The sequence below is a fragment of the Bacillus sp. FJAT-27231 genome (assembly GCF_001183975.1).
Taxonomy (GTDB): domain Bacteria; phylum Bacillota; class Bacilli; order Bacillales; family Domibacillaceae; genus Pseudobacillus; species Pseudobacillus wudalianchiensis.
The window spans coordinates 1,841,308-1,854,385 of record NZ_LFZU01000001.1 but is presented as its reverse complement, the minus strand read 5'-3'; the positions used below and the strand labels follow the sequence as shown (position 1 = coordinate 1,854,385).

Genomic DNA, 13,078 nt, shown 5'->3' with positions numbered 1-13,078 from the left:
AGCTTTGTCCCCGTAGTTGAAGTCGAGTCACTTCATCACTTTACAATTCACCTTCTTAGGTGCTTCTTGTTTATCTTGCTCCATGCTCGTCGTCTACTCCTCTTACCTTTTCGTAAATAACGTTATTTTAAGAACTGATAAACTTTTGAAGCTCTGAGAAAAGTTTGATTTTGCACTGAAAGCATTTTTCTCGAGTATAGTAGGGTAGTTCGGTGCAAAATTAGCTGTTATATTATAGAAGGACTATTCGAATTCTCATCAACATTTTAAGAAAACAAATATTTCAAGAATGAACACTCAAGGAATGATTTACAAGACTGTACTTAGGTCGGTGCGAAAGGAAGAATAGTACTTGGCTTGGAAATAGGAGAGAATAAAACATGCTGCGTTTAAAGGGAATAATGATGATTGTAATCGGATCCATACTTTGGGGAGTAACAGGAGTCATCGTTGAATGGTTATTGGTGAACACTCATCTATCCACCTCATTTTTGTTGACAATCCGATTAGCATTCGCCGGAATATTTTTATTGGTATTCTTACTTATTAGCAAAAAAGATATTATGTCTGTATGGAAAACTCCATCCTGGCGATACCAGCTTATTATATTTAGCATTGTCGGAATGTTGGGCATTCAATATACGTTCGTGGCAGCAATCGAAGAAAGCAATGCTGTTTTTGCTACGTTGCTACAATTTTCTGCTCCGATTTTCGTTACACTGTATGTTTCACTAAAAAATAAAAAGCTCCCGCCTCGATACCAAATGGTTGGAATAGCCGGTACATTAGTTGGCCTCTATTTATTAATGACGAATGGATCTCTAGGAAACTTGTTAGTAAGTCCAGTAGCGATATTTTGGGGAGTCGGCTTGGGCCTTACGTATGCTTTTTATATCTTATACCCGGCAAGGTTAATGGCGGAGTGGAGCATTTTAATGATTGTGGGATGGGCGATGCTAATTGGGGGTGTTGTTCTTGGCGTTATATCTGGAGCGTGGAAGCCTGATGAATGGTTGCTTCTCACTCAGGATCACGCGGCACTTATGATTAGTGTTTTAATAACATTAGGTACGATAGCTTATGTTCTCTTCCTGACGAGCATGAAGTACATCAGCGCCGTAGAGGCGAGCATACTATCCAGTCTAGAGCCTCTATCCGTGATGCTTATTTCAGCCATTTGGTTAGGAACGGTATTGCAAAGCTTCCAATTGATTGGTGTTTTGCTAATGATTTTGTTTGTTACGTGGCTATCCATTGGAGGAAGAAAAATTAATTTAGGCAGAAAAAATCAAAGAGCTTGAAGAGCTAAAGATCGATAATCTTTCACTTTACTTATAGTTCCAATAATCCCTCGCTTTAAAGCGAGGGATTATTGGATTAAAGAAAGAGCGTGTTTTTTAAAAGATTCAACCAAAGTATACTCTTAACATATTTCCTTCTTTTATAAAAAAGCGTGATCATTTTATGACCCTTATTACATTAAAGCGCCCGTTTGCTTAGTAAGAATTAGAATTACAGCGAAAGCGTTTAGAAACTTATAAATAGAAAACTTTTTACAGTAGTTAAAAAAAAATCTTTTCAGCGAAAAATAAACATGATGGATAACATGATGACAAAAATCTGGTCAGGCAATTCATACTCGGTTGGTAATCAAAAAGTTCGAACCAATATTTACAGCCTGCGTTAGTTAGTTTTTAATCACATGGACTTGCAACTACCTCTTCTTTTACATAAGCGAGTACCCTATCTGGAAGTACATAGTCCCCTTCTTGAACCTCAATGGACTGGATTTCACCGCTGACCCCCATCATGACTGAATAGAGGACTCCCTCTTGCCCTTTAATAATAAACAGCGGCTCCCATTCATAAATTCTCGTTTTCTCCTTTACAAGAATTTGTTGAATGACTCCCTGATAAGGACTTATCATCCATTCTTCAAACAATGGTACTTAACTCCTCTTTTTTTGCTAGTAGGTAGGCATATACTCTTTTATCCTTTATTGCAATTCACATGCTTCCGCAAGAACTTCAACTAAATGCAAAGTTTGTATTTGATCTGATGCGCCTTGTCTTTCTATGCCAAGTTTCATTTGCAGTAAGCAACCCGGATTCGCTGTGGCAATAGTGGTTGCCTTCGTGTCCTTTACGTTTTCCATTTTTGCATCCAAAATTTTCATTGATTCTTCAAAATGAAGAAGATTGTAAATTCCGCCAGAAGCACAGCAACGGTCGCTGCCTTCCATTTCAATAAATGTGGCACCGGGAATCGATTTCAAAAGGAGACGCGGTTCTTGATGCACCCCCTGGACATTACGCAAGTGGCAAGAATCCTGATAGGTAATCATTCCTTGCCATTCTTTTTTAAAAGGGAGCGGGCCATATTGAACTAACATTTCACTAATATCTCTGGATTTGTTTACAAATTTTTTTGCCCGCTCATACCAAGATGCGTCGTCAACTAACAAATGATCATATTCTCTTAACATGGCACCGCATCCTCCCGCATTATTAATATAATAATCGGCTCCAGAGCGTTCAAATGCTTCAATGTTTCTTTTTGCCATCTCCTTCGCTTGCTTCATCATTCCCTGGTGGGCATGCAACGCGCCGCAGCAGTTTTGTGTCTTAGGAATGATCACTTCACAGCCAATGGAGGTAAGCAACTCAATTGTTAAGCGGTTTGTCCGGTACATCATAGCATCCATAATACACCCTGCGAAAAAGGCTACGCTTGCTTTCGTTTCCCCTTTAGCCGGTATTGTCGTCCCCCACTTGTTTCTTTTAGCCGGTGCCTCCAATAAAGGAAGGATCTTTTCCATCTGCGCCATCGGTTCAGAAATTTTATCAATGATTTTTCCTTTGCGGATTACTTTATTGAGCCGGCTGCTTTGATAAAACCTGGTGAGATTTCCTACAAAGCGTAACCGCTTCGGATATGGAAATACACTTGACAATAGGATACTTTTTACTTTATCTCCAAAAGGGAATTGTTTCTCCTCTGCTTGTTTCTCGGCAATCACTTCTTTTGCAGATTCAAGAATATGTCCATAAGGAACACCTACAGGACAAGCCACTTCACAGGCACGGCAACCTAAACATAAACCGATTGGCTCAGCCAAGTCTTGCTGAATATCAATTTTTCCTTCAGCGGCCATTTTGACGAGATTAATTCTCCCTCTCGGCGAAGCGGATTCCTTCCCCATCGATTCATATGTCGGACACGCCGGTAAGCAATATCCGCATTGCACGCATTGGTTTGTCGCATCATAAGACAACTCAAACAGCTTTTGTGCTCTGTCATCTAGACTGCTTATTTGTTTGCTGGAAAGCGGTGAACTCATGGTGTTAACACCACCTTTGTTTGTCCATGTTCAGGAAAAATCTTTCCAGGATTAAGAATGTTGTGCGGATCCCATGCTTGTTTAATTTTTTTCATCATCATCAATCCGTCTTTCCCCAATTCCATTTCCATGTATGGAGCTTTCAGAGTACCAATTCCGTGTTCTCCTGATAGTGTTCCACCTAAAGAAACAGCTGCCTCAAAAATTTCGCTTACTGCATCTTCCACTCGCTTCATTTCCTCAATATTACGTTTATCGGTGATAATGTTTGGATGCAGATTTCCGTCTCCAGCGTGACCAAATACAACAAGATTCAACTGATACTTTTCACGAATTTCTTTCAGCCTTTCCATCATGGCTGGAATTTGACTGCGCGGAACAGTAGCATCTTCCGAAATTTTGGTAGGTCCTATCTGTGTGATAGCCGGAGATACCATTTTCCGTGCTTTCCAAATACTCATTCGCTCTTCTTCATTTTGGGCTACTCGTACGTTAGTCGCCCCAGCTTGCAGGCAAATGAATTCGCACCTCTTGATTTCTTCTTCTAGCGCCGTTGGATGTCCATCCACTTCTACAATAATGAGAGCTTCCGCATCCAAAGGTAAACCAGATGGGCTAAAATTCTCCACTGCCCGGATACAAGCATTGTCCATCAATTCCATCGCACTAGGCAAAACACCGGCTGATAAAATATTGGTTATAGCATGACCGGAATCTACTAAACGATCAAAAGAGGCTAATAATGTTTTCCGTGCCTGCGGCTTAGGAATTAAACGTAAAATGGCTTCTGTGACAATTCCTAATGTTCCTTCCGATCCTACAATGAGGCGGGTCAAATCATAGCCAGTCACATTTTTTACTGTTTTTCCACCGGTGTGAATAATCTCTCCGGTTGGGGTGACGACTTCTAGGCCAATCACATACTCTTTTGTAGTACCGTATTTCAATCCTTTGGGACCACTCGAGTTTTCTAGTAAATTCCCTCCAATCGTTGAAACGTTGGAACTGCTTGGATCTGGCGGATAAAACAGCCCTGCCTCCTCTGCCTTCTTGTGAATATCAGCCGTAATCACTCCTGGTGAGACAATTGCCAACAAATTCTCACGGTCGATCATCAGCTTCTTATTCAACCGTGTCATGTCCAAAACCATGCCGCCTTTGACCGGAAGTGGCCCGCCACTCAGCGAGGTAGCAGCTCCTCTCGGATAAACGGGAATGATGTATTTATTTGCCAACTTTACTAATTGACTAATTTCTTCTGCACTTATTGGCTGAATGGCAATCTCCGGTAAATATTCTCCAAAGGAAGCATCATAGCTATACGAGTATCGCTCTGCTAAATCAAGAAAGATCCGTTCTTCAGAGACAATTTGCTTAATTTCCTCTAAAACGTGTTTATCCACTTTTCTACCACTCCCTAAATTTCTAAACCTATCAGCTGCACATAGTAAGTTTTTCTTAATGAATAAAAAAGCTTACTATATGTAGCAAGCCATCCGAACGGCATGTTTTTTTATTAAAAAAGATCCTTGTATTTGTATAATATAAAGTTAATCTTTCAAGATAATAAGGGAGGAGGAGAAGGCAAAGAGAAGAAGATCAAAGGGATTTTAATGAAGAAAGCCTTTGTCTTCCCCTAACACTTCTTCATGTTGCTTCTTTCTAGCCTCCCTCACTCCAAAACGGATGGGGCTGCTGCCCTGCTTTCTCTGTTTTAGTTATGTCTTCTTGCTGCCTATCCTACCCGCTCATCATTAAGTGTAAATTTCAGTTAATGAACTTTTGATAATATCAAGTGCTTGATCGATCTCCTCTTTCGTAACGGTTGTCGGCGGCATAAAACGAATCACATTTCGATCTACGCCGCAAGATAATAGAATAAGCCCTTTCTCTAATGCCTTCTCTCTTAATCTAGCGACAGCCTCGACATTCGGCTTTCCATCCTCTTTTAAAAATTCAACCCCGATCATTAATCCTAAACCACGCACTTCTTTTATGTCAGAGTACGTTTGCTTCCATTCATGAAGTCTATTCATAAAGTACTGGCCCATCTTCACCGCATTGTCCAATAGACCCTTTTCCAGCAATTCAATAACCGCCAACGAAGCAGCACAAGAAACTGGATTCCCGCCATATGTACCTCCGTGTGTTCCAGCCGGCCATTGATTCATAATTTCTTCCTTTGCCACTAGAGCACTTAATGGGAAGCCATTCGCAATCCCTTTGGCAAGCGTGATCATATCCGGCTGTATGCCAAAATGCTCCCAAGCAAACATTTTTCCTGTACGGCCAAACGCACTTTGCACTTCATCAAACACCAGCAAGATGCCATGCTGATCACAAATCTCACGTAATGCCTTAATGAAAGAAGCAGGCGGTACAATATAGCCTCCTTCTCCTTGTACCGGCTCAAGAATGATCGCGGCCACTTGATCAGGCGCAATAAGGAAAGAAAACATTTCCTCTAAATTTTCTAAACAACGTTTTGTTTCTTCTTCCTCAGATAAACCAGAACGAAAGGCATATGGATACTCGGCATGATATACGCTAGGCAGCAAACCTTCATAATCTTTTCTATACGCCGCACTAGAAGCTGTTAAGGTTGTTGTCGCTATTGTACGGCCATGAAAGCTGCGCTTAAATGCAATAATCCCCGGGCGTTTCGTTGCCTTTTTAGCTAATTTAATGGCGGCTTCATTTGCCTCCGCTCCACTGTTCGCAAAGAATACTTTGTGATTTCCCCCATTTAATTGCACTAGCTTCTCAGCTAAATCGATATAGGAAGGATAGTACACCACATTGTGCCCGGGATGTACCATCGCTTCCATCTGCTCTTTCGCTTTTTCGATCACATAAGGATGATTATGCCCCACATTGGTCACGCCAACCCCGCTGGCAAAGTCCAGATATCTTTTCCCATCTTCTGCCCACAAGCAGGAACCTTCCGCTTTTACGATTCCTAATTGTGTCACCCGCCCAGCAACCGGGGGAAACAGTTGTGCCGCTCTATCAGATAGTAATTTGCTTGTCACATTCGCCATTTTTCTCTCTCCATTTCTTTTTATTCAAGGCTGCTAGGCACATCATTTCAAACATTACGTTTGCGGCTAAGGCTGCTGTAATATCACCAGAATCATAGGCAGGAAGCACTTCTACAACGTCGAATCCAATGAATGAAATATCCGTTAGCTGTCGCAATATTTGAAAAGCCTCCCGCGGATAAATCCCTCCTACTTCCGGTGTTCCTGTTCCAGGAGCAAATGCAGGATCTATAAAATCAACGTCAAAAGAAAGAAAAACTTTTTTATCTTTTACTCTGTCTTTAATTTTGGATAAAAGCGTAGGAATTCCCATGTTTATGAGTTCTTCTGTTGTGATCACTTCGAAACCTAATTCCCGTGAATCATCAAACTCTTGCAAACTGTTCATTGAACCTCGCATCCCAATTTGAATGGAATGACTTGGATCCAATAATCCTTCTTCTACTGCCCGGCGAAATGGAGTGCCATGTGTGTATTTCTGCCCAAAGTAACTGTCTACTGTATCTGTATGGGCATCAAAATGCAGCAGGGCAACCGGTCCATGGTGCTTCGCTGCTGCCCGCAATTCACCTAAGGAGATAGAATGATCGCCTCCCATTACAATTGGGACGATGCCTTTTTCATACATCGGGGCTAGCGTGTCCACCATGTTACGGTATGTATCTTGAATATAGCCTGGTACCACCGGAACATCTCCATAGTCTACCGCGGAAATATAATCAAAAATATTAATCTGATGGTAATAAGATGAACAGCGAACGAGCGAAGAGAAATTCCGGATGGCCTGAGGCCCTAGTCTGGCACCTGTTCGAAATGTTTGACCCGTGTCAAATGGAACTCCGACTACCGACACATCAACATCTTCTAATGTTTTTACGTGAGGCAGCCTCATAAATGTGCTAATCCCGCTAAAACGCGGCTGAGAAAATGTAGAATCCTGTTTGTATTTAACCATGTTGTTCCCTCCAAGTTTATAATTTATTCAGAATGTTCGGTTAATTAATTTTATTTATCATGCCTTCAAAATCTCCATACTTGAAATAGTTATAATTTGCAAGAAAAATGGCAAGAACTCGATGGATATACCTATTGGTTTTGTATGAAGCGTGTGGAGTAATGATCAAATTATCGGTGGACCACAATGGATGCCCATACTCTAAGGGCTCACTCTTAAACACATCCAACGCTGCTCCTCCTATTTTCCCTGCTTGTAATGCCTGTATGAAGTCCTCTTCCACAATCAAATCTCCTCGACCTACATTAATGAAAACAACGCCATCTTTCATAAAGTCGATCGTTTCTTTCTTGATTAAATCTCTCGTTTCTATCGTAGAAGGAAGTGCAGAACAGATATAATCACATTGCGGAAATATCTCTGCTATTTGATGTAATGAATAGATTTCATCAAATCCCTCCACGTGGTTCCCACTTCGATTCACACCTAAAATGTTCATACCAAAAACTTTCGTTTTTCTTGCTATCTCCTGGCCAATATGTCCGGTACCAAGTACACACATTGTTTTACCATGGAGTTCAAACATCTCTTCTGAATCGGCCCATACCTTATTTTTCTTTAAAACTTGAAACTTCTCTATTTTTTTAGCAAAATGCAACATCGCTCCTAGTACATATTCACTGATCGAAATGGCATGAACACCCTTGGCTGAAGTCACATGTATATTCTTTTTCTCAATCATATTGTGCGGAAGCTGTTCTGTACCGCTGCTCATCGTTTGAATCCATTTTACGTTAGGAAGCTGTTCTAGTTCTTCAGCTGTAATCGCATCATCAAAATTACCATATGTTAAGATGCATTCAACCTGCTGTTTTTCTGCTTCTGAAAGAAGGATAATTTTATTCTGAACCACATTTTTTTGAGTTTCCTCTCTTATCCTCTGAAGTTGTTCTTTCAATAAGTCACTAGAAGTACATAGAATCATTTATTCACCCCCTTGCTATTTCACTTGGCTTACTTATAAATTATCATTGACGACCACTATTGTGAAATCGACAAACTCTATGGTTAGTATAGTGACTTTCAATACCACTTGATCTCTGCCAATACGAAGCCCTAAAAATCATTCCCCTGCCAATGTATTAGAAACAATTGTGGCAAGAAGACAGCTATCAGCTTTGATTTGTGTTAAAATATTTATTATTCAGAAAATAGTTCAAGTGTACTATCTAGGAGATGATCACATGGAATTACGGAACTTAAAAACCTTTCAAACTGCAGCCGAGTTTTTGAATTTCACCAAAGCTGCAGAACATCTAAACTTTACTCAGCCCACTGTTACAGCGCAAATTCAATCTCTCGAACAAGAACTGAATCAGCAATTGTTTATGCGAGTTGGCAAAAAAACATACTTAACTCCTGCTGGTAAAATGCTGAGAAAATATACAGATCAGCTTTTTGTGATTATAGAAGAAATCGAATCATCCTTTGCGGAATTGGGAACACCGCACGGCAGCCTAAAAATTGCGGCTCCAGAAATTTACTGTACGAACTACTTCCCTTCCCTTATCTCCGAGTATTTAAAAACGTATCCTGATGTTCAGGTTAAGCTGATTTCGTGTAACAGTAATGAAGTCATAAAAGGAATTGAAACAGATCTATATGATATTGGCATTATCGCTGGAGAACTATCAAAAAGCGGCATTAAAAATATTTTTTTAGAAGAAGAAGATCTTATCCTAGTTGTTTCCAAAAGATTATATGAAAATTATTCCACCGAGCAACTCCTCACAGAATTTCCGTTCATCAAGTATCGAATTGATGGAAACTTTGATGCATTAGCCAAAAAGTATTTACACAATTCTAAGTTTTACCCTAAAAAAATCATTGAATTTGGAAGCGAAGAAGCGATCAAAAGGGCGGTACTAAATCAAACTGGCATTGCTCTATTAGCGAGTAATCTTGTAAAAAAAGAAATTATGAACAACGAACTCGTTCCCATTCGTTTAACAGAGGAAAATTTCACTTTTAAAACTTCTCTTATTGTGTTAGAAGAAAAAGCAAATTTGGTTACCTTCAAATCTTTTTGTGATGTTCTGCAGTCACTGTGGTCAAAAAGCCACAAATTAGAGTAGGAGTAAAGGAGGTTTTCAGAGAAGAGCAGATCAATATTTTTAAAGTAAGAATTTTTCTACGAGCTGCCGTATGGCCCATGACAAAAGGAATCCCTTCTGTGCAGACTGTTTATCTCGTCTCACAGAAGGGATTCCTTTTGTCAAAAAATAAAAACTAAGATAGATGAAGCTCCAGCTAGCAGCTTCCAAAAAGCTGATGGGGAACAGGATAAAAAGTTATATTGATTTTAATAGTGGACTAACTTTGATCGATTCTATTTACCTTTTTTGATAAAGACTGCTTTTCAATAGGGCATGGCACCAAAGCATGGTTAACTTAAAAGTTTTCCAAGCTTTTGAATCCCCTGAATGATTTCTTCTTTTTGACTGTAGCTAAAGGAAAGACGAAGAAACTCTCTTCCGTCCTTTTGATTCAAGAAAAAATACTTCCCGGGAATATAGGAAACACCTTCAACTAGAGCTTTTTCTAACAAGCAAGATGTTTCTATGTCCGGAATTTTCACCCATACAAAATAACCACCTTCCGGCACATGCCAAGTAACGGATGACGGAAGAAATTGTTCAAGTGCCTGAATCATGGCGTCACGCTTAGTTTGGTACTCTTCTCTTAACAATGTAAGCCGTTGTTCAAACTCAACGTTTTCCAAGTAGGCAGCCATCGTTGCCTGAGCAAATGGGTGATCTAAATCTTTCTTAAACCAAGCAAAAGCCGATACAAGCTCTCGATCTCCTACTACCCATCCAATCCGCATTCCGGGTGCCACTACCTTCGATAATGATCCAATATGTAAAACTCGCCCTGCTGAATCACTAGCTTTAATCGGTGTGGGGCTATCGAGAAATGCTAATTCCCCATATGCATCATCCTCTACGATAAGGAAATCAAATTTTATAGAAAGCTCTAGTAAATGGCTTCGTCGTTCAGGTGTCATAGTCGTTCCCGTTGGATTATGAAATGATGGAATCGTATATAAAAAACGCGGCAGAGTAAGGCCATCACGTTTTCGTTCTGCCAATATAGTCTCTAATGTATTAGTTTGAAGTCCTCTTTCATCTACAGGAACACTAATAATCTGATTGGTGTAATTTTGAAAAATCTCAAGAGCCTCCATATAGCTGGGAGATTCAACAGCAATAGCCGTCTCTTCATCTAGCAAGGTTCGTGCAATTAGATCGATTGCCTGACACCCTCCAGAAGTGATAAGAAGTTCCCCCTCCCGAACGCTAATGCCACGCTCTTCTAATCTTCTCTGTATTTGCCGCTGCAAGCTTTTTATCCGTGGGCTTCCAAGGTAATGAAGCGGTAAATCATGTTCCTCTTGAATAAGCTTATCTACAGCAGCCTTTATTTGTTCTGACGGTATAAGTTCAGGCGCCGGATAGCCCGAACTCAAACGAATACACCCCTTTGGAAGAGCGGGCATCCAAGCCCCGGGCGGATTGTTCTTAAGTGCCGCTTTTGTCGCTTTAGGAAACAAAGACTGATCATTCATATTAATTTTACCCCCTTCGCTTTTCTCATCAATAGTAGTAAAAACTGCAAATATAACCTGCAATTGTGCAAGCAGTACAACTATTTTAACAGACTTGACTATTATTTCTGCTATAGCGTTCCATCATCAGCCGCAAAAAAACGAGGCACTAAACGCCTCGTTTTCTCATGTTTTTCCATCTATTTTCAGATAAGATGATGTTATAACACTTGAATTTTCTTAGATTCATCTGTATCGTTTCGTTGAGGCTTTTTAGATGATGAATCCATATATGATAGCAGCACAATGGTGATTAAGCTAGTGGCCAGTCCATATAAAATAGGCTCAGTAGCCGTAATGCCCAATACCCATAGGCTGCCTAAAATAACCGCTGTACTGGCAATAATCGAGTAGAATGCAGCACGAGCTGTAATCCGTTTCCAGAATAGTCCAAAAACGATTGGGAAGAACAGCGCTCCTGATAGGACAGCATAAGCAACATCTAATGCCCCAAGAATATCTTGAATCCAAATGGCACAAACAACCGAAAATACTCCAATTGCTACTGTTGTTAACCGTGAAACCCTTAAATACTTCTTCTCACTCATGTCAGGGATGAAAAAGCGCTTAATAATATCATTGGAAATTAACGTAGAACAAGCAATGATGGTTCCAGAAGCTGTAGACATAATAGCGGAAGCAATACTCGCTAGTATAATTCCTAATATCCCCGGCGGAAGAAAGTTCACAGCCATTTCAGCAAATGTATTTTGTGGGTCATCAATGTTTGGAAGCAGCACAAACGCACACATTCCGATAATACTTAATGCAACCGCGTAAAGAATAGCATAGATTCCTGCCCATATTGCTCCCTGTCTCGATATCTTTAAGTTTCTAGCCGTAAAGAGTCTTTGCCAAATATCCTGACCAACCATTAGACCAAGCGTGAATAGAATGAGATATTGAAATACTTTATCTCCACCTATGTTCGCCAAATCCAAGTAAGCTGGAGGAACACTTGCTTGTACAGCCGCCCATCCGCCAGCTTTAGAAAGACTGGTCGGCAGCATAATGAAGAAAATACCAATGGTCATAATAACAAACTGGACAATATCTGTCATGGTGACAGACCACATGCCTCCTAACATCGTATAAAGAAATACAACTCCTGCGCTTACGATAATACAAAGAGGCAGGCTCCAGCCAAGCCACACACTGAGCAATGATCCCAGCCCAATCATTTGAGCAACGGTAAGCATTAACGTATAAAGAGTAGAAACGAGTGCACTAACCAGTCGTGTTTCTTTGCTAAAGCGCTCTTCCAGCATTTCGCTGATTGTCAGTACTTTTAAGCGTAATATTTTTTTAGATAGAAACACTCCCAAACAAATGACGCCTATGCCAATTGAAGTGACCATCCAAATTCCTGATAGGCCAAATTGATAACCTAGCTTGGCTGTTCCTAGAGTAGAAGCTCCTCCGATCATCAATGCCGCCATACAACCAAGATACATCGGAAAATTTAGATTACGCCCTGCCACCGCGTATTCCTCTGAATTGGTAGCGCGTTTCGCTCCTAATACCCCTACACCAGCAATAAGTGCAAAATAAAGAAGAATAATCGAAATATCAAGTGAGCCCATATGCTTCCCCTTTCTTTTACTATACTTTAAATTGTTATCGCTTACATAAGAAGCAAATTAATAAAAAATTTTAGCTCCTCCTTTCTTATTATTTTTAAACTTGTTTTGTTTATAGTTCTTATGGTTTATAACTATAGCACTTTTACAGAAAATTTTGAAATCAATAAATTCTATGGTTATGATAGCAATTTTTTATTCTTTCTCAGATGATCTCTATAGTTTATGAATCGTCCTCCTCTGAGACTCCGTCTCTTTTGAATAAGAAGGTAGGGAAACAAGAGAATATTGTCGTCATGTTAAAATTAGCAGCAATGCCAGCTCGCTAAATGTGTATGAATAGAAATCCGTGTGCCGTCCAATATTTCTAAAGCTGTAGACTTAAACACCGGGCCACACGGATTCTTGCAAGCTTTATGGCACTGATTATAAAAATAATCACGGATCAGATTTATCTAAACTATATCAGTTTCTTTTCACTGCTTCCTTATTCT

The 13,078-nt window shown here is 40.1% G+C and carries 10 protein-coding genes; 2 read left to right on the top strand and 8 right to left on the bottom strand.

All coding sequences use genetic code 11. The annotated features are described in order from the left end of the window. Positions 1–380: 380 nt before the first annotated feature. Positions 381–1,301: a DMT family transporter gene (locus AC623_RS08680; protein WP_049662086.1), complete on the top strand. Its 921-nt coding sequence runs from the start codon at positions 381–383 to the stop codon at positions 1,299–1,301. Positions 1,302–1,694: 393 nt separating this feature from the next. On the opposite strand, the gene AC623_RS08675 is transcribed toward AC623_RS08680, so the two are convergent. The 6 genes from AC623_RS08675 to AC623_RS08650 all read right to left on the bottom strand — a co-directional run bounded on the left by AC623_RS08675 (position 1,695) and on the right by AC623_RS08650 (position 8,322). Further along, positions 1,695–1,943 carry a hypothetical protein gene (locus AC623_RS08675; protein WP_231603417.1) on the bottom strand — a complete coding sequence of 83 codons (249 nt, stop codon included), beginning with the start codon at positions 1,941–1,943 and terminating at the stop codon, positions 1,695–1,697. A 54-nt stretch (positions 1,944–1,997) separates the two neighbouring features. Continuing rightward, the gene (locus AC623_RS08670; protein WP_049662085.1) at positions 1,998–3,341 is read right to left on the bottom strand and encodes a (Fe-S)-binding protein; all 1,344 of its coding nucleotides are present in this window, start codon (positions 3,339–3,341) and stop codon (positions 1,998–2,000) included. After that, entirely contained in the window at positions 3,338–4,744 is a 1,407-nt protein-coding gene (locus tag AC623_RS08665) for an FAD-binding oxidoreductase (protein WP_049662084.1), read from the bottom strand. The genes AC623_RS08670 and AC623_RS08665 overlap by 4 nt, the downstream gene beginning before the upstream one ends. Before the next feature lie 351 nt (positions 4,745–5,095). Further along, positions 5,096–6,382 carry an aspartate aminotransferase family protein gene (locus tag AC623_RS08660; RefSeq protein ID WP_049662083.1) on the bottom strand — a complete coding sequence of 429 codons (1,287 nt, stop codon included), beginning with the start codon at positions 6,380–6,382 and terminating at the stop codon, positions 5,096–5,098. Continuing rightward, positions 6,351–7,337, bottom strand: coding sequence for an agmatinase (gene speB, locus AC623_RS08655; protein ID WP_049662082.1), 987 nt, complete (start codon positions 7,335–7,337; stop codon positions 6,351–6,353). Before speB ends, AC623_RS08660 begins: the two co-directional genes overlap by 32 nt. Positions 7,338–7,377: 40 nt before the next feature. Continuing rightward, a complete protein-coding gene (locus AC623_RS08650; RefSeq protein WP_049662081.1) occupies positions 7,378–8,322 on the bottom strand; it encodes a D-2-hydroxyacid dehydrogenase in 945 nt (314 codons plus the stop codon). 259 nt (positions 8,323–8,581) lie between these two features. On the opposite strand from AC623_RS08650, the gene AC623_RS08645 reads away from it, so the two are divergent. Further along, a complete protein-coding gene (locus AC623_RS08645; protein WP_049662080.1) occupies positions 8,582–9,472 on the top strand; it encodes a LysR family transcriptional regulator in 891 nt (296 codons plus the stop codon). A 311-nt stretch (positions 9,473–9,783) separates the two neighbouring features. On the opposite strand, the gene AC623_RS08640 is transcribed toward AC623_RS08645, so the two are convergent. Together AC623_RS08640 and AC623_RS08635 are read right to left on the bottom strand one after the other, a co-directional pair. Continuing rightward, positions 9,784–10,965, bottom strand: a complete 1,182-nt coding sequence (locus tag AC623_RS08640; RefSeq protein ID WP_049662079.1) for an aminotransferase-like domain-containing protein — start codon at positions 10,963–10,965, stop codon at positions 9,784–9,786. Between the two features lie 200 nt (positions 10,966–11,165). Beyond that, positions 11,166–12,587 carry a sodium:solute symporter gene (locus tag AC623_RS08635; RefSeq protein ID WP_049662078.1) on the bottom strand — a complete coding sequence of 474 codons (1,422 nt, stop codon included), beginning with the start codon at positions 12,585–12,587 and terminating at the stop codon, positions 11,166–11,168. Positions 12,588–13,078: the final 491 nt, after the last annotated feature.